Origin of the sequence: Streptomyces sp. NPDC090021 (assembly GCF_044748225.1) — a bacterium.
GTDB lineage: Bacteria > Actinomycetota > Actinomycetes > Streptomycetales > Streptomycetaceae > Streptomyces.
Genome location: NZ_JBIVFO010000043.1, coordinates 36,524 through 60,560, shown reverse-complemented (window position 1 = coordinate 60,560; position 24,037 = coordinate 36,524). Strand labels below are relative to the sequence as shown.

Sequence of the window (24,037 nt, the reverse complement as noted above, 5' to 3'; positions counted from 1 at the left end):
CACACGGTCGGGTGACTGCGCCCCTCCGACCCGAAACCATCCGGTGACCACCCCGCCGACCAGCCGGCCCCCGGCCCTGCGGGCCGGGTGCCGCGGGACCGGGCCCACCGGCTCCACCGCTGACGGGCGGTCCCTGCGCGCACTCGTCTACCGCAGCGGCTCCGGCACACCGCCGTGCGGGTGGCCGGTGCGACGCAGCGCGGCGGGTGTGGTGCCGTACCAGCGCCGGACGGCCCGGCGCAGGGCGCGGGCGTCGCCGTAGCCGCTGCGGGCGGCGATCGCGTCGATGCTCAGCCCGGTGGTGTGGAGCAGCCGCGAGACACGGTCCCGGCGTACGGCCTCGACCTCGCCGCTCCATGTGGTGCCGTGTTCGTCGAGGCGCCGCTGGAGGGTCCGCGGGCTGACGGCCATGCGGTGCGCGACGGTGGACAGGTCGGGCACGCCTTCGTCGTGGACGGAGGCGAGGGCGCTGCGGAAGAGGTCCAGCCAGTCGCGCAGCGGGACCGCGGCGGCCAGGGTCTGGTCCGCGTGTCGTCGGAGCACGGCCGACAGCCCGGGCTGGGCGTGCGGTGTCGGGGCCGTCAGGTCGGAGGTACGGAGGGTGAGCGAGCTGACCGGGGCCCCGAACGTGATGTCGCGGGTGCCGTAGAGCTCGGTCAGCGCGTCGTACCGGCGGGGCGCCTCGGCGGCCAGGGCCACGCGGAGCGGGACGAGGGGCCGCCGGGCGGCCTCGCTCAGGCGGCGCAGGTACACGCCGAGCGCGCAGGCGCGGACGGCGCAGGCCGCCTCGTGCTCCAGATCGCCCCGGTTGACGTGGCTGAGGGTGACACGGTCCCCGTCCTCGGTGATCCGGAGCTGGTCCGTGCCGGTGTCGACGACGGCGCCGAGGTAGGCCGCGGCGTCCCGGATCCCCTCCAGGGGGGTGGGGGCGGAGGTGATCAGGTAGTCCCAGACCCCGAGGCTTCCGATGCCGGACCGCTGCGTCAGCAGCAGGGCCACCTCGGCCCACGGAGCATGGACCGTGGCCAGTTCCGCGATGCGGATGCTCGTGATGGCGGGGGGCCGGCACAGGTCGTCGTCGAGGTGCTCGGGAGCCATGCCCAGCAGGTGCGCGTACCCGGTCGGGGGTATCCCGAGCAGACGTGCGGCATCGACGTTCAGGCGGGTGAGGGCGGAGGACGTCGTCCCCAGGTGCGCATGCGAGGCCACAGGGGATGAGCATAGACCAGCGCGAAATGCCAGCTCATTGCAGCTGTTTGGGACCTGATGTCCCCAATACGGCGTGCCGGGTCCCCTCGTGGCGCGTTCGGTCCCCTTGCTGACGCCCGCTGCCATGGGGCAAGTCGGCCGCCCGGCTCTAGCGTTGTGATCGTTCTCGCGGGGCGCTCCGGCACCCGGCGACGTACGGGAGGTTCCTTCCGGGTCGGAGTCCCCCCACGGGGGTGGGGGGCTCGGAACCAGAAGGCCTGCCACCTTCCGTTCCCCGCGTCCTGTCCGCCCGGCGGACGCGCGCGGGAGGACGGCCGGGGGTTACGCCCTGGCACCCAACCGGGTGGCCAGCCGCAGGGCGTGCTCCACCGGGCCGCGGCGCAGCGGGCTGCCGGCCCAGATCCGCTGCCAGGCCCAGGTGAGGGCCAGCGCCGCGCCGCTGAAGGCGATCCACGCGGACCAGGACGCCGCGCCGTGCGCCGGGCCGGCCAGGACCAGCGCGTGGACGACGTACGCGCTCAGCGCCATCGCCCCCAGCACCGTGAGCGGCCGCAGCAGGCGGGTGCCGACCCCGTGCCGTGCGGCCAGCGCGCACAGGCCGATGAGCGCGCAGCCGACGCCCGCATTGCCCAGCGTCTCCAGCGGGGTCTGGCTGTACGGGTCGGCCAGCAGCAGCCAGTCCCAGGAGGTGCTCGGCACGGCGCCGAACTGGCCGCTCAGCACCTCGCGCACCGGGTCGGCCGCGGCCATGGCCTCCGGGTGGTGGACCGCTATCGCCTCCAGCAGCCGCTGCCGGGTGCCGAACGCATGGGCGGCCAGCCAGGCGGAGCCGTACCCGGCGACCGCGGCCGCCGTGCCCCACACCGCCATCCGCCGGGCCATCACCGGCTCCCGCACGTCGCACAGCCGGGCCAGGGCCATTCCGGCCAGGACGTACGGGAAGTACGTGGCCAGCGGATACGCCCCCGTCAGCAGCAGCTCGCACAGCACCGCAGCCAGTCCCGGCCAGCTGGTCAGGTCCGCGGCCTCCGGGACCAGGCCGCGCCCGGAGGACCCGTACCCGAACAGCGGGCCCAGCAGGAACGACAGCAGCGGCCCCACCACCACCGACGCGCCCGCCACGGCGGTGAGCACCGGGGTGGGGAGCCGGGTGAACGGCTCCGCGGCCAGGAAGTACACGGCGAAGAAGGCGAGGATGACCAGGATCCCGGGCCACAGCGAGGCCAGGCAGAGGCCGAGCACGGCCAGGACCGCGCAGCGGATCAGCAGCGGACGCCACCGGGATCCCCAGCCCTCGGGACGCCGTGCCGGATCCGTGCCGCGCTGCGCGAGGACCAGGGAGAAGCCCGCGAGGAGCGTGAAGAGGGCGGGGGCGCGCCCGTCGGCCGCGACCAGCAGGTAGCCCGCGCCCTCGGGCTGCGGGCTGGGGCCCACGTGCACGGCGAACATGCCGAGCACGGCTATGCCCCGCACGGCGTCGACCCCGGCCAGCCGGCCGGCTCCGCCGCCCCGCACGTCCGTCGCTCCCGCTCCGGCCCCGGTCCCCGTCCCCACCGCTGTCCCCGCCACTGCCGTTCCTGCTCCCGCCCCGGCGGCCGGCCACGGCCGGGCCCGTACCGCCCTCTGAAGTTGGTCGGACCGGCGGTGTCCATGCCGCCAGTCCGCCCCCGCACGCTAGCAACGGCGGCATAACCCGGTCATAAGGAGGCAGGGGAGCGGCACGGTGAATCGCCGGGTTCCGCCTCCGCGGACCGCCGTAACCCGCGGGCCGTGCCCGCTGTTGCACAGGCGGCTGGTCCACCCAGGGGAACGGAGTCCCGATGCCGCAGCTGACCGACCGCAGCGCGACCGACCACACCGCGACCGACCACACCGCGAGCGACGAGCGAGACCGCGACGCGGGGACCTGGATGACCCCCGAGGAGTACGGTGCCTCTCGGGCCGTGGTCTGGACCGCGGCCGTGGTGCTCGTCACCGACACCGACGGCCGGATCCTCGTCCAGAGCGTCGACTACCGCGCCGACCGGATGCTCCCCGGCGGGGCCATCGATGCCGGCGAGGCGCCGTCCGCGGCGGCCGCCCGGGAGCTGCGGGAGGAACTGGGCGTGGACGGCCGCTACCCGAGCGGCCTGGCCGTGGACTGGATCCCCGCCGACACCCCGGGCTTCCCGCCCGAGATGCGCTTCCCCGGCGAGATCCTGCACGTCTACGACGGCGGGACCTGGACGCCGGACCGGATCGACGCCGTCCGCCTCCCGGCGCAGGAGATCACCGGCATCCACTTCGCCGAGCCGGCCGACCTGCCCTCCCTGATGGACCCCGGCGACGCCCGCCGGGCCCTGTCCGCCCTGCGCGCCCGCATCAACGGCTCCGGCGCCGCCCTGCTGGAGAACGGCAGCCCCACCGCACCGACCGCCCTCGACCGGCTCGGAGCGCTCCGCGCCCACCGGGTCCCCCAGCGCGGCGCCTGGCACTGCGGCCCCGTCCCCGCGCACCTGCCCGTACGCGACCGTTCCGCCTGGCTGTTCGCCCCCGACGGCCGGGTCCTCCTCCGGATCGGCCGGGACACCGGCGCCGCCCAGCTCCCGCCCCCGAGCGCCGCGACCGCCACGGGGTCCGCCCCGCTCGGCTACCGCTGCGGCGAGGAGGGCGTCCACGTCCGCGTCGCCGCCCGCCTCGCCGGCCTCCCGCCGGCGGCGGACCCGGCGTACGCCCGGCTGCTGGCCACCCCCGAACAGGTCCGGGAACTGAGCGACTGGGGCCCGGCCGGCGAGGACGAGCTCGCCGCGGTCCACGCGGCCCGCGTCCGCCTGGGCCTCCCCGCCCCCGCCCGGACGCCGCTCACGGAGCTTCCCGAGGAGGGCGCACGCTGGTGACCCGCGGCCGGGGGCTCCCCCGCCACCGCCGAGGCCGTGAAATCCGCCGTCCGTGGTCCGCGGTCCCGCAGCATGGGGCCATGAGCGACAGCGCGATCACCTACACCCTCTACATCCAGGCAGATCCGTCACGGGTCTGGCAGGCCCTCACCGACCCGGCCCTCACCCGCCGGTACTGGGGGCCGAGCTTCGAGACCGACTGGGCGGTGGGTTCGGCGATGGACTGGATCGAACGGGGGAGCCGCACCAGCGACCCCGGCCAGCTGGTCCTCGGCTGCGTCCCGGACCGCCTGCTGTCCTACACCTGGCACACCTTCAGCCCGCAGTGGGCGGCGACGGCCGGCATCGACGAGGAGCTGCGGGCCGAGCTGGCCGCGGCGCCCCGCACAAGGGTGACCTACGAGATCGAGCCGGTCGGCGACACCCTCGCCCGGCTGACGATCCGCCACGAGGGGTTCGAGCCGGACGGCCGCCTGATCGGCATGTGCGGGCAGGCCTGGCCGATGATCGCGTCGAGCCTCAAGACCCTGCTGGAGACCGGGGCGCCACTGCCCGGCCAGACCTGACCCGCCCCCAACCGCCCGCCCCCAACCGCCGTCCCGCACCTGAGATCATGTGTATCGACCACGAATCAGGAGCGCAGACATGACACTTGAGCACCATCGCGTCGTCATCACCGCCGCCGGCCGCGACTTCGGGCGCACCCTCGCCCTCCGTTTCGCGAGCCGGGGAGCCGAGGTCCACCTCTCCGCCCGCACCCTCGAAGCCGCCGCACGCGTCCGGGACGAGATCCGGGCCCAGGGCCACGACGCCGACCGCGTCCACGCCCACGCCTGCGACCTCACCGACCCCGCCTCCGTAAGGGAGTTCGCCGCCGCGGTCGCCGCCCGCACGGACCACGTGGACGTACTGGTCAACAACGGCTCCCGCTACCAGCACGGCACCGACCTGCTGTCCGTCTCCGACGAGGAGGTCGTCGACACCCTCGCCTCCGGGGCCACCGGCACCGTACTGGCCACCAAGGCGTTCCTCCCGCTGCTGCTGAAGTCGGCCAAGCCGGACATCGTCACCATGGTGTCCGGCTGCGCGGACGCCGGACACCACCGGTCCGACGCCCACGACGCCTTCTACGCCGCCAAGAGCGCCCAGGCGGGTTTCACCGAGATCCTCTCCCGCCGGCTCCGCGACCGGGGCGTCCGCGTGATCTCGCTGTACCCGCCGGACTTCGACAACCACGACCCGCTCTCGGAGTCCTGGGAGGGCGCCCCGCGCACGGCGAAGGACCCCCTCACCGCCCAGTCCCTGGTCGACTGCGTCTTCTTCGCGATCGGCCAGCCCCGCGACTGCTTCATCAAGTCGTTCCACTTCGAGCAGGTCTGACGGCCCGGGCCGGGTGGCCGAGCACCCCGGCAACGCCCGGACGGCACCCTGGCCGCCGCTCGTTCGCGCCGGTCGTGTGGAATGGGGGCCATGCGGACAGGCAAGAAGCAGCGGGAACCGGCCATGGTCATACCGGCGGGTGCGCCCGCGACACCGGTGGCCGGGGTCCGGGCGGCACCGGCCACCGGCGCCGGCCGGGCCGGACACGCCCGCGGGGGTGCCGCCCTATGAGCCTCCCCGACGCCGACACGCCCCCCGAGCACTGGCGCTACGTCCGCCACCTGGAATCCCTGGCCGCGGTACCGGGCGAGGACACCGCGGCCGAGGCCGAGGCGGTGACCGCCGTACTGCGCGATCCCGACCGGGTCATGGCCGAGAGCGCGGTGGTCACCCATCTCGACCGCCGGGCGGCGGGCCTGCTCGCCGACGACGCGTTCACCGCCTGGGCACGCGCCATGGCCGGCGTGCTCGCCGGCCGGGCCTTCCCCGAGCGCCGGCTGCGGGAGTGGCACCTGCTCACGGCCGTCACCCGTGGCGAGCCCTGGTCCCCGGCCGAGCTGACCGGATCCTCCGACTGGTGCCAGCGCACCGCGGTCCGGCTGCTCACCTCCTACGAGGCTCTGGAACTGCTCGCCGCCGACGCCCGCACCCGCCGCGTCCGCAACGCCGCCGCCGAGCGCCTGCGCAGGCGCCCCGTCGCGTCGGACACCCCGTAACCCGAGCGACCGCATGCCCCGGGTGACCGCCTACCCCGAGTGACCGCCCGTCGCCACGGACTGGCCGCGCCACTGGTACGAGCGGCGCGGCTTCCGCGTCGTCGGCCATTCGCACGTGTTCGAACGGGTCTGACCTGGGCCGGTACGGGGTAGGCGCCGCGGGCGGCCGGTCAGATGCCCCGGCGGACCCTGGCCGCGCGGCGCGCCTCGGCCTGCTGGCGGGCCTCCAGCGTCCTGCGCGACTCCTTGCCCTTCCCGGGCCGACCCGGGCGCGTACCGATGCCGCGGAAGCCGAGCTCCGTCCCCGACGGCCTGCCCTGGGCGTCCGTCGGCGCGGCGCCGGACAGCGGCACGCCGGACGGGGCCTTCGCGCCGGTGATCCGGCTGAGCGCCGCCTCGCCGGACCGCACCTGCGTGATCGTCGGCCGGATCCGGGCGTCGGACAGCAGCCGGACCATGTCCCGGCGCTGGTTCGGAGTGACGAGGGTGACGACCCGGCCGGACTCGCCGGCCCGGGCCGTGCGGCCGCCGCGGTGCAGGTAGTCCTTGTGGTCGGCCGGCGGGTCGACGTTGACGACGAGGTCGAGGTCGTCGATGTGGATGCCGCGCGCGGCGACGTTGGTCGCGACGAGCACGGTGACGGCCCCGGACTTGAACTGGGCGAGGGTGCGGGTCCGCTGCGGCTGCGACTTCCCGCTGTGCAGCCCCTCGGCCCGTACGCCCATCGCACGCAGGTGCTTCACGAACTGGTCGACGCCGTGCTTGGTGTCGAGGAACATCAGCACGCGGTTGTCGCGGGCCGCGATCTCGGTCGCCGCCGAGACCTTGTCGGCCGCGTGGATGTGCAGGACGTGGTGGTCCATCGTCGTCACGGCGCCCGCCTGCGGGTCGACGGACGAGGAGACCGGGTCCTTGAGGTACCGGCGCACCAGCTGGTCGACGTTGCGGTCCAGGGTCGCCGAGAACAGCATCCGCTGACCCGCGTGGTGCACCTGGTCCAGGATCTCCGTGACCTGCGGCATGAACCCCATGTCGCACATCTGGTCGGCCTCGTCGAGCACCGTGATCGCCACCCGCTCCAGGTGCACGTCGCGCCGCCCGACCAGGTCGCTGAGCCGCCCCGGGGTGGCCACGACGACCTCCGCGCCGGTCCGCAGGGCGCTCACCTGACGGCCGATGGACAGCCCGCCGACCACCGTGGCCATCCGCAGCCGCAGGGCCGTCGCGTACGGCTCCAGCGCCTCGGTCACCTGCTGGGCCAGCTCGCGCGTCGGTACGAGGACCAGTGCCAGCGGCCGCTTCGGATCTGCCTGCCGTCCCGCCGTGCGCGCCAGGAGGGCGAGGCCGAAGGCGAGGGTCTTGCCGGATCCGGTCCGGCCGCGCCCCAGGACGTCCCGCCCGGCGAGGGCGTTCGGGAGGGTCGCCGCCTGGATCGGGAACGGCTTCGTCACCGACAGGGAGGCCATGGTCTCCACCAGCTCCACGGGCAGGTCGAGCTCGGAGAACGACTCCACCGGCGCCAGCGCCGGCGACTTCGGCTCGGGCATCGCGAACTCACCCTGCGGCCCGATGCTGCGGGGGGCCTTGGCGGCGGCCTTGGCGCCGCCCTTCGCACCGCCCTTCACACCGAAGCGGCCATGAGCTGACGGGTTCCTCATGCAGGACCTTTCGAAGCGGGGGGAGAAGAAGGAAAGCAGATGGTCAACCGCCCATGGTACCAGCGGGGGGCGGACCCTCAGGGGCGTCGGGTCCGCCCGGGCGGTCCTCCGCGCAGTGGGCACAGGGGGAGCGGCCTCGGCCGCGGCCCTCGCCGGGCGCCGACTGTCTCGGCTGCGGGTGGGCGGTCCGCGCCGGGGCGGCCCGTGCGGGCGGCTCGTTTCCCTCGGACGGCTGATGGGGCGTGCGCAAGTTCGAATGCGCGACGCGCCCCGGTTGGCCGCGTTCGGCGTGTGCTGTGGGGGACCGTTGGGCAGGATCGAGACGGCCGCGTGTGCGGCCCGCAGTGGACCGTTGTGAAGGATCAGCAAGATGGCAACAGGTGTCGTGAAGTGGTTCAACTCGGAGAAGGGGTTCGGCTTCATCCAGCAGGACGACGGCGGTCCTGATGTGTTCGTGCACTTCTCCGCGATCCAGACCCAGGGGTTCAAGTCGCTGGAGGAGAACGCACGGGTCGACTACACCGTCACCCAGGGACCCAAGGGCCCCCAGGCCGAGAACGTGGTCCCCATCGGGTAGCCACCGCACGAGCCGTGCCGTGAACGGAACCCCGCCGGTCCTCCGGCGGGGTCTTCTTGCGTCCCGGCCGCGGAGTCGGGTCGCCGGGCCCTGTCGTCGGAGTCCCGCCCGGCCCGCGGCGCCCGGCACCGCGCCTCGCCGCGTTGTCGGGGCGCCCGGGTACGTCCGGTACGCGGGCGCCCCTGTGCCGTTCGGTGCACGGCACCGGACGCCGCGGGCCCTGCCGGCGCTCCTGTGACGACAGGACTCAGGGGGTGGCCCGGTGCAGGGCCAGGAGCAGGGCCCAGAGGTGATCCGCCAGGCCGCCCGGATCCGCCGGGATCTCCCCGTGCAGCCAGTCCGCGAGGACCCCGGTGAAGGCCGCGGCGACCGCCGAGGCGACGAGCTCGGGCCGGGGTGCGCCCACGGCCGCGCGTTCGGCACGGGCGCGTGCGCGCAGCTCCCGGTGCAGCCGGTCGCCGAGGGGGCCGCCGCCGCCCGGGAGGAGCAGGGTGCGGTAGAGCGGTGCCCGGCCGGCCACCTCCGTCAAGAACTCGGCGAGCGCGGCCGGGGGGCGTGCCGGAGGGAGTGGCGAGGGGGCGGCCTGCCAGGCGTGCAGGGCGTCGACCGCCGCGTGCACGACGTCCGCGCACGCGTCGACGGCGAGCGCGGTGAGGTCCTCGTAGTGCAGGTAGAAGGTGGCCCGCCCGACGCCGGCCCTGCGGACCACCGCCAAGACACTGACCTCCGCCAGCGGCCGGCCCGCGCACTCGGCCAGCAGGCCCTCGCGCAGCCGTGCCTTCGTGCGGGCCGTGCGGGGGTCGCCCGCGCGGTCCCGTGAACTGCCCTGCGGGCTCATCCGGCCAGCAGTGCGGGGCCGAGCGCGAGGGCGCCCGGCACCGCCTGGACGAACAGGATCCGACGGTTGGCGGTGGCCGCCCCGAACACGCCGGCCACGATCACGCACCCGAGGAAGAAGACCTGAGTGGCGAGCGAGCCGGTGACCAGCCCCCAGATCAGGCCGGCGGCGAGGAAGCCGTTGTACAGCCCCTGGTTGGCGGCGAGCGGCGCGGTCAGGCGGGCGGTGTCCGCGTCGAAGCCGTGCAGCGCCCGGCCCGGCGGTCGCTGCCACAGGAACATCTCCAGGACCAGGAAGTACGCGTGCAGCGCGGCCACGAGGCCGATCAGGACCTGAGCGACCGTCTGCATGGCCGGCTCCACTTCTCGCGGGAAACAGGGGGAAACAGGGGGAAACAGGAGGGGGGGGGACGGAAGAGCAGCCTTCTCCCGATTTCCTGGACAACTGTACAGGAAGTTCGCTGTCGGGCCCCGCGGCTACCCTGATCGCATGCTGCTGTACGACGATTTCGGCACCGGACACCACCACGAGAGCTCCCTCGTCCGGCACGCCCTCGGCAGCACGCACGACGAGGCGCTCGTCGCCGGTCTGGCCGGCGGCATCGGCTTCATGTACTTCGTCTTCGAGTACGGCGGCCGGCCACCCCTGCTCACGATCGTCGCCCAGGCCCACCCCGACCCCTGGGTCCGCTCCGCCCTGGACCGGCTCCGCGTCCCCCATGAGGTGTTCCACAGCACCGGGCCCCGCTGGGACCGCGTCCACGCCGCCCTCGACGCCGGGCGCCCGGTGTTCTGCACGGTCGACCGGTCCGGGCTCCCGTGGCACGGGCCGCAGGACGAGATGGCCGGAGCCGATCCGTACACCGTGGTCATCGCCGGGTACGAGGGCGACGCCCTGTACGTCGAGGACGGCGCCCGGACGCCGTACCGGATCCCCGCGGAGGTGTTCGGCGCCGCCTGGTCCGGGCACCGCAAGGGCCGCCACGAGATGATCGTGCCCACCGGCCCCGCCGCCGGGCCCCCCGACGTCGAGGGAGCCCTCGCCGCCACCGCCGCACGCCTCACCGGGCCGGTGCTCGGCAACAGGTTCGACGTCAACTTCGGCTTCTCCGGCATGGAGAAGCTCGCCGCGCAACTGCGTGACACACGGACCGCATCGGGCTGGGAGGGCCGCTTCTCCGCCCCGGAGGCCTTCCTCGCGGGGACCCGCCGGCTGTACGCCTGCCTGGAACGGGAGTGGACCGCCCCGGGCGCCACCCGGCCGCTCTACGCGGACTTCCTCGACCTCGCCGCCCGGCCCGAGGCGGCCGCCCTGTTCCGCGAGTCGGCCGGACACTGGTCCCGCCTCGCGGAACTGGCTCGCGCCGCCGGCCGGGACGCAGGCCCCGACGGAGAAACGGACGCCACGGTGCGACGCGCTCTCTTCGACGAGTTCGCCACCCTGGTGGAGCACGCGCTGGCCCTGGAACGCCGCGCCGTCACCCTCCTGCGAGCAGGCGGCGCCCGCTGAACCGGAGGTGGGGCGTCAGGGCCGGAGGTGGGCCTCCAGGAACGCCCGGAACTCCTCGTGGCCCATCGGGCCCGCCTGGCTCGCGACCGCCTCGCCGTCCTCGATGAGCACGACGGTCGGCGCCCCGGCCACGCCGTACCGCTTCGTCGGCCCGGGGCAGCGGGTCATGTCGGTGCGGACGGCGGTGAACCGCGTCCCGTACTCGTTCACCAGCTCGCCGACGACCGCGTCCATCGCGCGGCAGGCCTCCACCGCCTTGGGCCAGCTGCCGCAGAAATAGGCGAGGACGGGCCCCGTCGTCATCGACAGGACGAAGTCGAACTCCGCGTCCTCCTGTGGCCGGTGCACCCCGTGTGCCATGCGTGTCGCTCCTCGCTCGTGCGCCCCTCCGCCGGGTGCGCGGCACCCATCATCGCCGCCGCCCGGACCGGCGGTCGCCGGGCCGTTGTCAGTGGCGCCTGTGAAGCTGATCAGCATGGACGACAGGATGCTCCGGCGGCGGGTCTACGGCGCCGACCACGAGGACCCCGACCCCGGCCCGCGCCCCGGCCACGACTACGGCGAACTGGTCGGCGGCCCGCTCGACGGCCTCCTCCTGGACATCACGGGCTGGAGCACGCCCCAGCTCGACGAGGAGGCTCGCCTCCCCACCGAGATAGGGCGCTACGGGGCGGGCGGCCGCGCCCACTACCGCCGCCGGGCGGGCGACCCGGGCCACTGGGACTGGACCGGCGACAGCCGCTGACCACCCGCAGGCGAGGAGCGGCGGCCGGTGCGAGCCGGCTCGCCCCCGAGGCGGTCCACAGGCGCACCGCCTCGAACCGCCGCCGCTCCGGCGGAGGGCCCCGCGCCGGATCCGGGCCTGCAGGGCGCGTGCTCCCGGTTCCGCTCACGCCGAGGGCGGTCCCGGAGAGGGGACACGCGGGCGTTTCCCGCGCGGCTCCGGGCGCGCCCGGCCCCGCGAAAACTCCCCGAAGAATCTTCCGCAGGGCTGTCGATCCAGGCGCCCCCCGTTCGACGCAAGGGTGAGAGGCGGGGAGCGACCCCGCCCGTACGACCGAGGAGCCACCATGCCGCGCTTCCTGACGATGGTCCGCATCAACGAGCAGGACCTGCCCCCCAACGAGTTCCCGCCCGAGTTCGAGCAGCGCATGGGCGCCCTGCTGGAGGAGATCACCAAGGCCGGCGTCATGCTCGACACCGCCGGACTGCTCCCCTCCTCCGAGGGGACCCGCCTGAGCTGGTCCGGCGGGAAGACCAGCTGCACCGACGGACCCTTCACCGAGACCAAGGAGGTCGTCGGCGGCTACTCCCTCACCCAGTGCAAGGACAAGGCCGAGGCGATCGAGTGGACGCGGCGGTTCCTGGAGATCCACCCGGCGGAATGGAACGTCAGCGCCGAGATCCGGGAGATCCGGGAGATGTAGGTCCGGCCCGCGAGGACCGCGCGGCGGTGATCCCGCCCGCTCCTGCCGCGTTTGCCCTGCCGCGTCACGGCTGCTCTGATGGGTGGCCGTGACGGCAGTGGATGCGGCCCGGGCGGTCGAAACGGTGTTCAGGATCGAGTCGGCGCGGATCATCGCCGGCGTCACCCGCATCGTGCGGGACGTCGGCATCGCCGAGGAGATCGCCCAGGACGCCCTCGTCACCGCACTGGAGCAATGGCCCGAGTCGGGCGTCCCGGACCATCCGGGCGCCTGGCTCATGGCGACCGCCAAGCACCGGGCGATCGACCTGGTCCGCCGCAAGGAGACGTACGCGCGCAAGCTCGCCGAGGTCGGCCGGACCCTGGAGGACGCGCCACCACCCGCCGAACCGGCCGAACCCGACGACATCGACGACGACCTGCTGCGCCTGATCTTCACGGCCTGCCACCCCGTCCTCGCCACCGAGGCCCGCATCGCCCTCACCCTGCGCCTCGTCGGCGGACTGACCACCCCGGAGATCGCCCGCGCCTTCCTCGCCTCCGAGAGCACCGTCGCCCAGCGCATCGTGCGCGCGAAGCGGACCCTGGCCAAGGCCGGGGTGCCCTTCGAGGTCCCGTACGGGGCCGACCGCGACGCACGGCTCTCCTCCGTCCTGGAGGTCATCTACCTGGTCTTCAACGAGGGCTACTCGGCCACCTCCGGCGACGATCTCCTCCGCCCCGCCCTCTGCGAGGACGCCCTGCGGCTGGCCCGTGTCCTGGCCGGCCTCATGCCCGAAGAGGGCGAGGTGCACGGCCTCGCCGCCCTCCTGGAGTTCCAGGCGTCCCGGACCGCCGCCCGCACCGGCCCCGACGGCGAACCGGTGCTGCTCGCCGACCAGAACAGGGCCAGATGGAACCGCCTGCTCATCGCCAGGGGCGTCCGGGCGATGAGCCGCGCCGGCAGCGGACCGTACTCCCTCCAGGCCGCGATCGCCGGCTGCCACGCGTCCGCCGTCCGCTACGAGGACACCGACTGGGCCAGGATCGCCACCCTCTACGGCCGGCTGGCCCAGCTCGCCCCCTCACCGGTCGTGGAACTCAACCGGGCGGTGGCGGTCTCGATGGCCGACGGGCCAGCGGCCGCCCTGCCCCTCGTCGACGCCCTGGCGGAGGAACCGGCCCTGCGCGCCTACCACTTGCTGCCGAGCGTACGGGGCGACCTGCTGGAGCGCCTGGGCCGGCCGTGCGAGGCCCGCGCCGAGTTCGAACGCGCCGCCTCACTCACCCGCAACGAGCAGGAACGCACCCTGCTGCTGCGGCGCGCGGCCCGGCTCTGATCCGCGCTCCCGCGCCCCGGCTCAGCCGCGGCGCGCGGACGCGGCCACGTCCAGCGGGGTCATCCGTACCGGACGGCGCTGCGGGGTCAGGGCGACCGGCCGACGGAGACCCCCGGAACGGGCGACGTCCTGAACGGTGCGGCGCAGCGCCTCCTGGAAGTCGCCCATGGTCCGGCGGGCCGCCGGGGTGTCGACGTAGATGGAGTTCATGTGCAGGCCGTCCGTGTCGCGCTGGAACCACGAGCAGGCCCCGTTGGCCCGCGCCGACCACACATGGGTGGTCGGCCGCCAGTCGTCGTGGCGCTCGGCACCCGGGCACTTGCGCATGTCGATGTAGGAGAAGAAGTTCACCGGGTACGGCCAGGAGCGGGCGGCGAACTCCTCGGGCGCCAGCAGCTCCCACGCCCGGACGAACGGAACGTCGAGATGGGTCATCATCTCGCCGAACCCCGCCCGGACGGAAGCCATCACCTGCGCGAAGTCCCGCCCGGGCGAGGCGTCGAACTCGATCGGAAGGGTGTTGACGAACCAGCCCACCGAGTTCGTCCAGGTGCTCCGGCCGCGTTCGCTGACCGGCATGAACCCCCGGTAGACGCCGGGCCCGCCGGCCTCCCGCAGACACACGGCCACCGAGCCCAGCACCCCCATGAACGGCTTCCCGCCGACCGCCAGGCAGGTCTTCTCGAAGACCTCCGCCTCACCGGCGTCCAGCAGCATCGAGGCCTCGTTGACGATGGGGTACATCCGCCCCGGCTCCACGCCGAGGTCGAGGGGGAAGCGCGGGAAGAACTCGCCGGACGGCCCCATGAAGGCCTTCCAGTAGTCCAGCCGTCCGTCGCGGGCGTCGATGGACAGGTAGCGGCGGCGCTGCTCCTCGGCGAAGTCGAGATAGCTGGGCGCGGGCGGCAGTTCGGCGGCCTCGCCGCGGCACAGGGCCTCGTAGGCGGTCAGCACCTCGTGGGCGACGATGGGCATCGACATGCCGTCGCAGACGATGTGGTCGAAGGCGAGGTACACGGTCGCCGAATCCTCGCGGACCACGGCCCCCATGATGAACAGCGGCCAGGACAGCGTGTCGATGCTCCGCTTGAACCGTTCGACCAGGAAGTCGCTCAGCGCTCCGGCGTCCTCGAACGTGTCCACGTGCTCGGGGTCGAGGGTGAGCGAGGCAGGTGCGAAGGGCTCGCAGGCGACCTCCCCGGCCAGCCGCCGGAACGCGCAGCGCAGCACCTCGTGCCGCTGGACGAAGGACAGCAGCGACTGGGCCAGGGCCGGTTCGTCCAGCGGGCCCGTCACCTCGAAGGTGACCGCGACCCAGGAGGCCACGGGGTCGTCGGCGGCCCGGCTCTCCTCGGCGACGGTGAAGTGCTTGTCCTGGTTGAAGGACGCTTTCCGGCTCGCCGGGTCGTCCGGCCCGTGGGCCTCCGCCGCGGTGGACCTGAGCCGCCACTCGACCACCCTGCCGGGTGCCACGTGGTGCATCTCCAGAGGAAACTGCCGCATACCGCCATCCCTTCGCCCCCGAGTCAACCCCCAGGCCCTAACGACCCCCGGCCCGGAGAGGTGACGGAATCACTCCTGCGGGGCGGGCGGAGCGCTGTCGGCGGCCCAGGGGGTGCCTTGTCGATCAGGCGGGCTCGCGTGCCCCGGTGCCGCGCCTCACCGCGTTGCGCCGGCGCCGGCGGTGGCGGTGGCGGTGGTGGCGAGGGCATCGGCCAGGGCCTCGGCGCAGGGGCCGGTGTGGCGCCCGCGCGGCAGGACCAGGCCGATGTGCCGGGCGGGACGCGGGGGTTCGACACGGACGACGACCGTCCCGGGGGCCCCGGCCAGGGCGACCTGCGGGACGAGGGAGACGCCGACGCCCGCCGCGACCAGTGTCTGCGCGAAGAAGTAGTCGGTGGTGGAGGCGCCCACCCTCAGGTCGAAGCCGGCGAGCTCCGCGTACCGGCGCAGGAAGGCCTCCGTCTTGAGGCAGCCCAGGACCCACCGGTCGCCGGACAGCTCGCCGAGGTCCACCGAGATCCGGCCGGCCAGGCGGTGCCCACGCGGCAGCACCAGCCGCAGCGGATCCTCCAGCAGCGGCCGCCACTCCAGGCCCGGGCGTCCACCCGGGCGCACCGGCGGGGGCCCGTCGAAGTGGTAGGCGAGCGCGAGGTCCGCCGCGCCGCCGCGCACCATCGGCACGGCGTCCTCCGGTTCGCTCTCCAGCACCGTCAGCTCCACCTCAGGGTGCGTCTCCACGAACCGGGCGAGGGCCGCGGGCAGCAGGTGCCGGCCCCCGCTGGTGAACGTGGCCACGGTCAGCCGAGGCCGTTCCCGCGCCAGCCGGTCGATCGCACGGCGCACCTGGTCCAGTTCGGCGGAGATCGTCTCCGCCGCCTCCACGAGCAGCCGCCCCGGTTCCGTGAGCGTGACACCGCGCGTGCTGCGCACCGCCACCGGGTGGCCCAGGGCGCGTTCCAGCGCCGCGATGTGCTGGGAGACGGCCGACGGCGTCAGCAGCAGGGCACCTGCCGCCTTGTTGAAGCTGCCGTGCTCGGCCACCGCCCGAAGGACACGCAACCGCTGCACATCGATCATCAGTTTTCCTTACGACCCGTTCAGCGAGTGGTCGGTTCCGCTGGGGACGATACAGCGCCAGAGTCGGACCCATGAAGCGGATTCTTGTCATCGGCGGCAGCCGGTACTTCGGGAAGTCCCTGGTCACGCGGTTGCGCGACGCGGGGGACGACGTCATGGTCCTCAACCGGGGCTCCAGCGCCCCGCCCCCCGGCGTCGGCCGGCTCATCGCCGACCGTGACGACGAGGCGGGGCTGCGGACGGCCCTGGGCCGGCGGGACTTCGACGTGGTCGTCGACCAGGTCTGCTACACGCCGCTCCAGGCGGCCGTCGCCCGGCGGGTGTTCGCCGGAAGGACCGGGCGCTACGTGATGACCTCGACGATGGAGGTGTACGACCCGGACACGTTCCCCGCCGGCTCCGCGCCGCGCACCGGGCCCGCCCTGCCCGCCCTGCCCGTCGTCCCCGTCGTCCCTGTCGTCGAGGGGGCCCTGGACCTCACACGGCCGCCCTTCGCACCGCCGTTCCCGTACCGGCCGGAGCCCGCCCCCGCACCCGGCGACACCCGGGGTCGGGCCCGGGCCTACGCGGAGGGGAAGCGACGCGCCGAGGCCGTCTTCCTGCACGAGCTGCAAGAGCCGGATACGCCTGACGAGCCGGATACGCCGGACGAGCCGCCGTTCCCCTTCGTCAGTGTCCGGACCGCGCACGTTCTCGGGGGCGGCCGGGCGGAGTTCACCGGGCGCCTCGCACACTACGTGCGGAGGATCGCCGCCGGGATCCCGGTCGACGTCCACGCAACCCCGTACGGCACCTCGTTCATCCACCACCTGGAGATGGCCGAGTTCCTCGACTGGACGGCGCGGCAGACCTTCACCGGTCCGGTCAACGCCGCCTCCCACGGCGCCCCGGACGTCCTCGCCCTCTGCGCCACGGTCGCGGAACGGCTCGGACGGCGCTGCCACCACCGGGTCGTCGAGGCGGGCGCCGACGCCTCGCCCTTCTCCTTCGACCGGGCCTACGCCATGGACAACGGCCGGGCCGCCGCCCTGGGCTTCGCCTTCGGCCGGGTCGCCGACTGGCTGCCCGGAGCCGTCACCGAGACGGCGCGCGCGACCGCGTGAGGGAGCAGGCCGCCGCCTTGGGCCGCAGGCCGTGCCGTCAGGACGACGGCAGGCCGAGGATCTCCAGGACGGCCTCCGCGTACGCCGCCGTCCCGGACCCCGGCACGGCGGCCAGCTCCCGGCGGAAACCGTCCACACCGGTCCGGATGAAGGCGGCGCACTGCCCGTGCAGCCCGGCCTCGTGGGTCCCGCCGTCGTCCACCGTGCACAGCAGGGCCAGCAGCGTCCACAGCAGCGCCTCGCGGGTCGCGCGCCGGGGCGGCCGCGCCGACCACACCGCCATCAGCACGGCGCACACCGCCGGAGCCGGCGGTTTCAGGTGCTGCGCGAAGAAGACATGGCCCTCCAGCGCGTGGAACGCCGCGGGATGCCCCTCGGCGGCGTCGCGTACGGCGTCCACAAGATGGCCCGCGGAACGGCCGCAGCCGCACTCGATGCGCTCCCAGTCGTGCCGCGCGATCTCCGCCACCACGGAGTCCGGAATCATCGGGCTGCGCAGAACCTGCGCCTGCTTCTCACTCCCCCTCATGCGCCACAGTATGGGCCAGGGCGGATCGTGCAGCGAGAGGGGGCGGAACCGGACAGCACGGTCGCCGACCTCGCCGACGGCAAGCCGGTGTTCCTCACGGCGATCGACCAGGAGTTCCCCGAACCGGGCCGGATCGACGCCGACCACGAACTGCGCGCGACGGCGGAGGGCACCCCGTACCGCCGGACCGTCCACCGCGACGAGCTGCTCACGGTGGGCGACGGCATCCCGGTCTGGCTCCTGACGGTCGGGGCGGCCGTCGCCGTGATCGCTTCGGCCGCCTACGCACTGACCTTCCGCCGTCTGCGCCGGGCCGCCGGCCCCACCGCCTGAGGGAACGCACCGGACCGGCCGTGTGTCCGTCCGGGAGGCTGCGCCGTACGGATGGACTCGGACCGTACGACGGCGGGTACGGGCCCCCGCCGTGCGAAGCGCCCTACGTTCGCACTGCTTCCTGAATCCTCCACGAAAGGCAGTACCCGTGCGATCGATCCGCCCCGCCCTGACCGCTCTCGCCGCCGGCGGCATCCTCCTCGCGGGCGCGTCAGCCGCCTCCGCCGACGACACCTTCGCCGTCCACGCACCGATCAGCAACACGTACTCGATCGTCTTCGGGGACCAGATCCAGGTCGCGGGCGACGACATCTTCAATGTCGGCCGCGACAACACGGTCGGTTCCTACAACGGCACGGCGCCGACCGGGGACATCGGCATGGCGGCCCTGCCGGGCACCCAGATCATGAGCAACGAGGCCCTGACGCAGGGTGCGACCGGCCAGTGGACGGGCAGCATCCTCGGCAAGTGAGCCCCCTGCCGGGCGGCGCGCCGCCGCTCAGGTCCGCGCCGAGACCGTAGACGTCGACGGCGAGCACCGGTTGCTCGCCGTCGGCTCCGGGCAGGGACAGGCCCGGAGCCGACGTCCCACCTGTCCTGTCCAACCGTCACGGCAAAGACCGCTGCGGTACTCAGGAGACGGGGCGGCGCAGGAGGGCGGTCCAGAGGAAGGGTTCGCCGAAGAGGGCGGAGTCGGCGGGCTCGTCGTTCATACGACGCAGTTCGACCTCGGTCAGGTCGGCGAAGATCGCACGCAGCGACTCCGGTGTGTAGGCGAGACCGCCCTGGAGGCCGGCCTCGCGGTAGAACGCCGCGTCCGGGAGCTCGGATCCCATCGCACCGGAGGCGAAACAGGTGAGCCCGAGGTGGCCGCCGGGGGCCAATGCCCGGTCGAGGAGGGCGAGGTAGCTGACGCGGCGGTGGGGCGGCAGGTGGTGGAAGCAGCCCGAGTCGTAGATCAGGTCGTAGGGACCGCCGAGCACGGTGGCGGCGAGCTCGAAGGCGTTCCCGCAGTGGAAGCGGATGTCGGCCCCCGCCTCGCGGGCGCGTTCCGAGGCCCACGAGACGGCCTGGGGCGACAGGTCGACCGCGTCCACCTCGAAGCCGAGCGAGGCCAGGTGGAGGGCATTGCGACCGGGACCGCAGCCCAGGTCGAGGGCGCGCCCGGGGGAGACCAGACCTCGGTCGAGGCAGGAGACCAGGTTCTCGTCCGGCTTCGACACGAAGAACGGCACCGGCTTCGAGCGGTCCGCGTAGAAACCGTCCCACCAGGACGCGCCGTCGGCGGTCCAGCGGTCGGCCTCCGGTGCGAAGAGGCCGTCCATAAGCCTGAGTACGTCTTCCACCGTGCGCACGTGCCGGTCCACCCCGGTCCCCCTCTCCCGATACCAAGATCCTATATGTGAACGAGGATCTCGGCAGCAGCGGTTGGGACGGTCTGATCGGTCAGAGCGGTCTGAGCGGTCAGGGCGGTCAGAGCGGTCGGGGCGGCTGGGTCCGCCAGAACGCGCACTGGTGGTCGGTGCCGAACGACGTGGTCGTCCGCGTGGCCGACGGATGGAGGGTGAGCACAGGACTGCTCCCGCTCCCGGCCCCGGCCGCCGGCCACGCGGTCTGCCCCGGCACGACCGGCGCGCCGAAGCGGGCGAACGCACCCCAGTAGCGCTTCATCCGGTTACCGAGCGCCGCCTGCACCGGGGTCAACGGGCGCTCGCCCATGGTGAAGTCGTACAGGTACGCCAGCTCCGCGCTGTGCGCGTTCGACTGGTCCAGGCCCGGCACCTGCGCCCCCGCCAGGGTGGGCGAGTGCGGGTCGTCGAACTCGTAGACGAAAGTAGGTACTTGGGAGGCGAAGAGCTGCGCGGTCCACGCGGTGTGACAGGCGAAGGTCGAGTCCGTCGTCAGTGCCGAGAGTGCCAGGTACGGCGATCCGTGATCCGCGACCGGATAGCGGGCCAGCACCTCCGGCCCCGCGGCCCCGTAACCCGCCAGGACCTGCGCCGCGTACTCCTCGGTCGTCAACCGCGGCTGCGTCAGCGCGACGAAGAAGCGTGCCTCGGAGCGGGTGCTCCCGATCAGGACCGGGACCTTGTTCCACGCCCCGCTCCCGATCGCCTGCGCGGGGCCGGCCGGCAGCAGCCGGTCACCGGACGCCGGGCCCGGCGTGGGCAGCGTACGGGCCGCCTCGATCAGGGCCGTACCGGACGCGGCGCGCAGGCAGGCGGTCACCTCGGCCGGGACGGAGCACCCCGCCTTCGCGGCGAAGGACCGCGCGTGCGCCTCCGCACCCGCGCCGTCCGGCGTACGCAGCAGCGTGCACGGACCGCTCTGCAGCACGGCCCGGTGGAAGAGGCCCGCAGCCGGCGGGGCGGCCAGCAGCGCGCAGACCGAGCCGGCACCCGCGGACTGCCCGGAGACAGTGACGTTGCCCGGATCACCGCCGAAAGCGCCGATGTTCTCCCGGGTCCAGCGCAGCGCCTGCAGCTGGTCCATCAGCCCGAAGGACCCCGACCGCAGGGGGTTCTCGCGGCCCAGTTCGGGGAGCCCCAGATAACCGAGTTGTCCGAGGCGGTAGTTGATGCTCACCACCACGCTCCCGGTGAGCTCGGCCATGGTGCGCCCGCCGAACTGGGTGCCCGTTCCCTGGCTGTACGCGCCCCCGTGCATCCAGAGGACCACCGGGAGGCGCCCTCCGGGACGGGCGGCCCGGGGCCGGTACACGTCCAGGTACAGGCAGTCCTCGCTGACGGCCTGCGGATCGCCGAGCCCGAACGGCGAGAACTGCAGGCACGCCGGGGCCTGCCGGGCGGCCTCCCGTACGCCGGGCCATCGGGCCGGGGGCCGGGGCGCCCGCAGTCGGTCCGCGCCGACCGGGGGAGCGGCGTAGGGGACACCGAGGAACTCCTGGGCGCCGTCCAGTGTCCGGCCGCGCAATACGCCCTGGGCGACGGCGACCACCGGGCTCGGTGTTCCGCCCGGGGCCGCTGCGGAGGGTGCCGCGGGGGCGGGCGGTGCCGAGGCGAGCAGAGCGGCCAGGGCCAGGGCGGTGCCGAGCAGGGGCCTCACCGAGGACAGCCGCGACGGCCGCTTCCCGAGCCACCGCACGTGCGCTCTCGCGGTGGTTCTCCTGGTCCTCCTCGTTGTCCCTGTCATACGGCCTCTCATGCGTCCTCTCATCGGTCCTCTCATGCGTCCTCCTGGAGGCTCACGGGGTCGTTCCGGGGCGTACGTCACGGGGGTGGTGGGTCGGCGGAAGGGCGGGCGGGGGCGGGCGGTGGGGCAGGAGTGGGGTGCGGGGGGAACGGGCGAGAGGGGGCAGGGGGCGGTGCCGCAGGTCGCGCCGCCCCCTGCCCGTCCGGGGGTGCTACGGGCGCAGGCCCGCGAGGAGGGCCGAGGTGACGGCCCGGTCGGCCGGGCCCGTGTTCCAGTCACCGTTCATCGGGCTGACGGCGATCCGGCCGGCGCTCACGGCCTCCACGTCACCGCCGCGGGCTGCGGGCCGCAGGACCACCTTCACGGTCGTCTTCCACGTGCCGTCGCCGCTGTCCGTGAAGTCCGGCTCCAGGACGGTCTGGGGGTCCTGGAAGGTCACGGACACACCTGCTGCCGTGCCCTTGCCGTCCGCGCCGATGAGGGGGTGGTTGACGTTCAGGCCGACTCCTTCGGGCAGGAGCGGACCGGACCGGGCGCGCGACCGCAGCCGGTCGATCAGCTTGACCGCGAAGTCGAGCGTCGGCCCCATCGCGTTCACCGTGGTGACGGGGTCGGGGACGGAGAGGCCGCCCGTGCTCAGCGCGATGGCCGGTACGCCGTGTTCGAGCGCGGCGACGGCGCCGCCGACCGTGCCGGAGTGGGTGGCGAGCCCGGCGACGTTCGGGCCGAAGTTGGTTCCGGAAACGACCAGGTCGGGTGCCCTTCCGGCGAAGACCTCGGCCAGCCCGAAGGCGACGGAGTCGCCCGGGGTGCCGTCGACGGCCCAGACCTTCGGTTCCGGGTGCTCCACCGTGACCGAAGGCGCGTTCGTCACCTTCGTGCCGGTGCCGCTCTGGTTGGTGAGCGGGGCGACGATCGTGACGTCGTGCCCCGCGGCCGTCAGACGTTCGAAGGCCCTGCGGATGCCCGGGGCGTCGTAGCCGTCGTCATTGGTGAGCAGGATCCGCAACGGGCCGCCGGAGGCGGGAGCCGGAGCGGGCGCGGTCTGCGGCGCGGCGGCTGCGGGCGCCGTGCCGGCCAGGGCCGGCGCGCACAACAGCAGGGCGGCCAGCGGCAGAACTCGCTTGCGTCTCACAGGGTGCTCCTTCAGAGGGGTGGGAGGAGGGGGAAGAGGGTGAGGGGCATGGTGCGACCGGCGGGCGCGCGACCCTCGGCACGCGCCCGCCGGAGTACTCGACCGGTCCGGGAGGGTCGGTACCGGGGTGTCCCGGGGTGTCCGCGGGTGGCCCGTGGGTGGCAGCCGGGGCGGGCGGGGCAGGGCCGGTCAGGGTGGCGTCGGCGTCGGCGTCAGCGCACGCTGCGGATCGGGAGGATGGCCAGCGCGCCGATCAGGGAGAGCGCTCCGCCGACCAGGAAGAGCGGCGTGTAGCCGCCCAGGGCGGTGACGACGGCCGAGGCGACGAAGGGAGCGATGATCTGCGGTCCTGCGTTCGCGATGTTCAGGACACCCATGTCGCGGGCCGCGTCCTCGGCGCGAGGCAGGACCAGGGTGACGAGCGCGGTATCCACCGCCATGAAGCAGCCGAAGGCGAGTCCGTTGAGCGCGCTGAAGACGAGCATGCCGGTCCACGTCGGGCTGACGACGGGCACCACCATGACGAGGCCGGCCAGGGCGGCCGACACCCCGACGAACACCTTGCGCCGGTTCCAGCGGTCGGACAGCAGACCGCCCAGCACGGTGGAGACCGCCATCGCCACCATCGACACCGGCGTGAGGACCGCCATCGCGGCGGGCGGGGTGAGGCCGTCGGGCAGCGCGATGTGGTCGTCGAGGATGTAGAGCTGGTAGCCGACGACGGAGAAGTAGCCGAGGACCATCAGCGCCCGGCCGATGAAGGCCCACCGGAAGTCGTGGTTGCCCAAGGAGGACAGGAACGCGGCCAGTTGGGCGCGGACGGGCACGGGCGCCACGTCGGCCGCCGGTCCGGTGCGCGGTACGTCGCGGAAGAAGCCGGTGAGCAGGAGCGCGGCCACGGCGACGATCGCGCCGAAGACGAGGTAGCCGGTGCGCAGGTGCTCGGCGGTCTGGGAGGCGACGAGCACGCCGACGGTGCCGCCGATCGGCAGGCCGAGGCCCACCAGCGCGGACGCGGTACCCCGCCGGGCCGCCGGTATCCGGTCGGGCACGATCGCGGTGACCGCGGCCTGGTAGGTGTTCATGGTGGCCTGGACGAGACACCAGGCGATGCCGACGAGCAGCGCGGTGGTGACGCTGCCGAGGAAGGCCAGGCCGGCGAGCGAGGCGAGGGCGCCGCCCAGGATCCAGGGGTTGCGGCGGCCACTGCGGTCGGAGAGGGCACCGGCGATCGGATTGAAGGCGGTCGCGAAGATCGAGCTGACACCGCCGATCAGGCCGAGTACGGCGACCTTGTCGGCGGGCGCGATCGCGGCGACCTGGGTGGGCAGCAGGACGGACCCGACACCCATGTAGACCGCCATCATCGCGGAGTTGGCGACGAGCAGCAGGAGCATCAGCCCGCGGTGGCGGGCGGGGCCGGGGGTCGGGGGGACGGGTGGATCGACGACTTCGTGCGTGGCCATGACGACTCCTCGGGGACCGAGCGGGGAGGTGGCGGGGTGTGGAGAGGGGGCGCGTGGAGAGGGAGCGTGGAGGGGAGCGTGGGGCGGGGGCACCGCGCAGGGCGCGGGCCCGGGGCCGGCCGGGAACGGTCGTCACCGGGGGTGGGGTGGCGAGGGCGTTCCAGGGGGATGGCGATGTTGTTACACGTGTCACCAACTGCGCTGGAGACTGTGTAGCACCCATTTCCGGC

Annotated in this window: 25 protein-coding genes; 12 read left to right on the top strand and 13 right to left on the bottom strand. The window is 74.0% G+C overall.

Going from position 1 to position 24,037, the window contains the following annotated elements:
- Positions 1–147: 147 nt before the first annotated feature.
- Positions 148–1,209: a helix-turn-helix domain-containing protein gene (locus tag ACIPXC_RS28750; RefSeq protein ID WP_401623906.1), complete on the bottom strand. Its 1,062-nt coding sequence runs from the start codon at positions 1,207–1,209 to the stop codon at positions 148–150.
- A 321-nt stretch (positions 1,210–1,530) separates the two neighbouring features.
- Entirely contained in the window at positions 1,531–2,778 is a 1,248-nt protein-coding gene (locus ACIPXC_RS28745) for a DUF418 domain-containing protein (RefSeq protein ID WP_401623904.1), read from the bottom strand.
- 251 nt (positions 2,779–3,029) lie between these two features.
- On the opposite strand from ACIPXC_RS28745, the gene ACIPXC_RS28740 reads away from it, so the two are divergent.
- The 4 genes from ACIPXC_RS28740 (at position 3,030) to ACIPXC_RS28725 (ending at position 6,181) form a co-directional block, all read left to right on the top strand.
- Complete coding sequence (locus tag ACIPXC_RS28740) at positions 3,030–4,085, top strand: NUDIX domain-containing protein (protein WP_401623902.1); 1,056 nt, start codon at positions 3,030–3,032, stop codon at positions 4,083–4,085.
- A gap of 80 nt (positions 4,086–4,165) precedes the next feature.
- Positions 4,166–4,651, top strand: coding sequence for an SRPBCC domain-containing protein (locus tag ACIPXC_RS28735; RefSeq protein WP_401623900.1), 486 nt, complete (start codon positions 4,166–4,168; stop codon positions 4,649–4,651).
- 79 nt (positions 4,652–4,730) lie between these two features.
- Positions 4,731–5,465: an SDR family oxidoreductase gene (locus ACIPXC_RS28730; RefSeq protein WP_401623898.1), complete on the top strand. Its 735-nt coding sequence runs from the start codon at positions 4,731–4,733 to the stop codon at positions 5,463–5,465.
- 227 nt (positions 5,466–5,692) lie between these two features.
- Positions 5,693–6,181 carry a hypothetical protein gene (locus ACIPXC_RS28725; RefSeq protein ID WP_401623896.1) on the top strand — a complete coding sequence of 163 codons (489 nt, stop codon included), beginning with the start codon at positions 5,693–5,695 and terminating at the stop codon, positions 6,179–6,181.
- A 170-nt stretch (positions 6,182–6,351) separates the two neighbouring features.
- Here the strand turns inward: ACIPXC_RS28725 and ACIPXC_RS28720 are convergent, their stop codons facing one another.
- Entirely contained in the window at positions 6,352–7,839 is a 1,488-nt protein-coding gene (locus tag ACIPXC_RS28720; RefSeq protein WP_401623894.1) for a DEAD/DEAH box helicase, read from the bottom strand.
- Between the two features lie 370 nt (positions 7,840–8,209).
- Here ACIPXC_RS28720 and ACIPXC_RS28715 point away from each other — a divergent pair, with 370 nt between their 5' ends.
- A complete protein-coding gene (locus tag ACIPXC_RS28715) occupies positions 8,210–8,416 on the top strand; it encodes a cold-shock protein (protein WP_030848526.1) in 207 nt (68 codons plus the stop codon).
- A gap of 247 nt (positions 8,417–8,663) precedes the next feature.
- On the opposite strand, the gene ACIPXC_RS28710 is transcribed toward ACIPXC_RS28715, so the two are convergent.
- Entirely contained in the window at positions 8,664–9,254 is a 591-nt protein-coding gene (locus ACIPXC_RS28710) for a TetR/AcrR family transcriptional regulator (RefSeq protein WP_401623891.1), read from the bottom strand.
- On the bottom strand, positions 9,251–9,604 hold the full coding sequence (locus tag ACIPXC_RS28705) for a DUF1304 domain-containing protein (protein WP_401623889.1): 354 nt from the start codon (positions 9,602–9,604) through the stop codon (positions 9,251–9,253). Before ACIPXC_RS28705 ends, ACIPXC_RS28710 begins: the two co-directional genes overlap by 4 nt.
- Before the next feature lie 139 nt (positions 9,605–9,743).
- Here ACIPXC_RS28705 and ACIPXC_RS28700 point away from each other — a divergent pair, with 139 nt between their 5' ends.
- Positions 9,744–10,763, top strand: coding sequence for a BtrH N-terminal domain-containing protein (locus tag ACIPXC_RS28700; protein WP_401623887.1), 1,020 nt, complete (start codon positions 9,744–9,746; stop codon positions 10,761–10,763).
- A gap of 15 nt (positions 10,764–10,778) precedes the next feature.
- Here the strand turns inward: ACIPXC_RS28700 and ACIPXC_RS28695 are convergent, their stop codons facing one another.
- Positions 10,779–11,123 carry a thioredoxin family protein gene (locus tag ACIPXC_RS28695; protein ID WP_401623885.1) on the bottom strand — a complete coding sequence of 115 codons (345 nt, stop codon included), beginning with the start codon at positions 11,121–11,123 and terminating at the stop codon, positions 10,779–10,781.
- A gap of 115 nt (positions 11,124–11,238) precedes the next feature.
- On the opposite strand from ACIPXC_RS28695, the gene ACIPXC_RS28690 reads away from it, so the two are divergent.
- From ACIPXC_RS28690 to ACIPXC_RS28680, 3 genes are all read left to right on the top strand, one after another.
- Positions 11,239–11,508 (top strand): hypothetical protein, encoded by a 270-nt coding sequence (locus ACIPXC_RS28690; RefSeq protein WP_046778541.1) that lies wholly within the window; start codon positions 11,239–11,241, stop codon positions 11,506–11,508.
- Between the two features lie 325 nt (positions 11,509–11,833).
- Positions 11,834–12,190, top strand: a complete 357-nt coding sequence (locus ACIPXC_RS28685) for a YciI family protein (protein ID WP_401623883.1) — start codon at positions 11,834–11,836, stop codon at positions 12,188–12,190.
- A 97-nt stretch (positions 12,191–12,287) separates the two neighbouring features.
- Positions 12,288–13,508, top strand: coding sequence for an RNA polymerase sigma factor (locus ACIPXC_RS28680; RefSeq protein WP_401623924.1), 1,221 nt, complete (start codon positions 12,288–12,290; stop codon positions 13,506–13,508).
- Between the two features lie 21 nt (positions 13,509–13,529).
- Here the strand turns inward: ACIPXC_RS28680 and ACIPXC_RS28675 are convergent, their stop codons facing one another.
- Both ACIPXC_RS28675 and ACIPXC_RS28670 read right to left on the bottom strand, forming a co-directional pair.
- A complete protein-coding gene (locus ACIPXC_RS28675) occupies positions 13,530–15,011 on the bottom strand; it encodes a condensation domain-containing protein (RefSeq protein WP_401623881.1) in 1,482 nt (493 codons plus the stop codon).
- 156 nt (positions 15,012–15,167) lie between these two features.
- Positions 15,168–16,088, bottom strand: a complete 921-nt coding sequence (locus ACIPXC_RS28670; protein WP_401623879.1) for a LysR family transcriptional regulator — start codon at positions 16,086–16,088, stop codon at positions 15,168–15,170.
- Positions 16,089–16,159: 71 nt separating this feature from the next.
- On the opposite strand from ACIPXC_RS28670, the gene ACIPXC_RS28665 reads away from it, so the two are divergent.
- Positions 16,160–17,191 carry a reductase gene (locus tag ACIPXC_RS28665; RefSeq protein ID WP_401623877.1) on the top strand — a complete coding sequence of 344 codons (1,032 nt, stop codon included), beginning with the start codon at positions 16,160–16,162 and terminating at the stop codon, positions 17,189–17,191.
- A 37-nt stretch (positions 17,192–17,228) separates the two neighbouring features.
- Here ACIPXC_RS28665 and ACIPXC_RS28660 read toward each other — a convergent pair whose 3' ends face one another.
- Positions 17,229–17,720, bottom strand: coding sequence for a hypothetical protein (locus ACIPXC_RS28660; RefSeq protein ID WP_401623875.1), 492 nt, complete (start codon positions 17,718–17,720; stop codon positions 17,229–17,231).
- Between the two features lie 27 nt (positions 17,721–17,747).
- Between ACIPXC_RS28660 and ACIPXC_RS28655 the strand changes: the two genes are divergently transcribed.
- Both ACIPXC_RS28655 and ACIPXC_RS28650 read left to right on the top strand, forming a co-directional pair.
- Positions 17,748–18,053, top strand: coding sequence for a hypothetical protein (locus ACIPXC_RS28655; RefSeq protein ID WP_401623873.1), 306 nt, complete (start codon positions 17,748–17,750; stop codon positions 18,051–18,053).
- A gap of 148 nt (positions 18,054–18,201) precedes the next feature.
- A complete protein-coding gene (locus tag ACIPXC_RS28650) occupies positions 18,202–18,525 on the top strand; it encodes a hypothetical protein (protein ID WP_401623871.1) in 324 nt (107 codons plus the stop codon).
- Positions 18,526–18,685: 160 nt separating this feature from the next.
- Here the strand turns inward: ACIPXC_RS28650 and ACIPXC_RS28645 are convergent, their stop codons facing one another.
- From ACIPXC_RS28645 to ACIPXC_RS28630, 4 genes are all read right to left on the bottom strand, one after another.
- On the bottom strand, positions 18,686–19,420 hold the full coding sequence (locus ACIPXC_RS28645; protein ID WP_401623869.1) for a class I SAM-dependent methyltransferase: 735 nt from the start codon (positions 19,418–19,420) through the stop codon (positions 18,686–18,688).
- 106 nt (positions 19,421–19,526) lie between these two features.
- The gene (locus ACIPXC_RS28640; RefSeq protein WP_401623867.1) at positions 19,527–21,158 is read right to left on the bottom strand and encodes a carboxylesterase/lipase family protein; all 1,632 of its coding nucleotides are present in this window, start codon (positions 21,156–21,158) and stop codon (positions 19,527–19,529) included.
- 259 nt (positions 21,159–21,417) lie between these two features.
- On the bottom strand, positions 21,418–22,341 hold the full coding sequence (gene surE, locus ACIPXC_RS28635) for a 5'/3'-nucleotidase SurE (protein WP_401623865.1): 924 nt from the start codon (positions 22,339–22,341) through the stop codon (positions 21,418–21,420).
- Positions 22,342–22,553: 212 nt separating this feature from the next.
- The gene (locus ACIPXC_RS28630) at positions 22,554–23,807 is read right to left on the bottom strand and encodes an MFS transporter (RefSeq protein WP_401623863.1); all 1,254 of its coding nucleotides are present in this window, start codon (positions 23,805–23,807) and stop codon (positions 22,554–22,556) included.
- Positions 23,808–24,037: the final 230 nt, after the last annotated feature.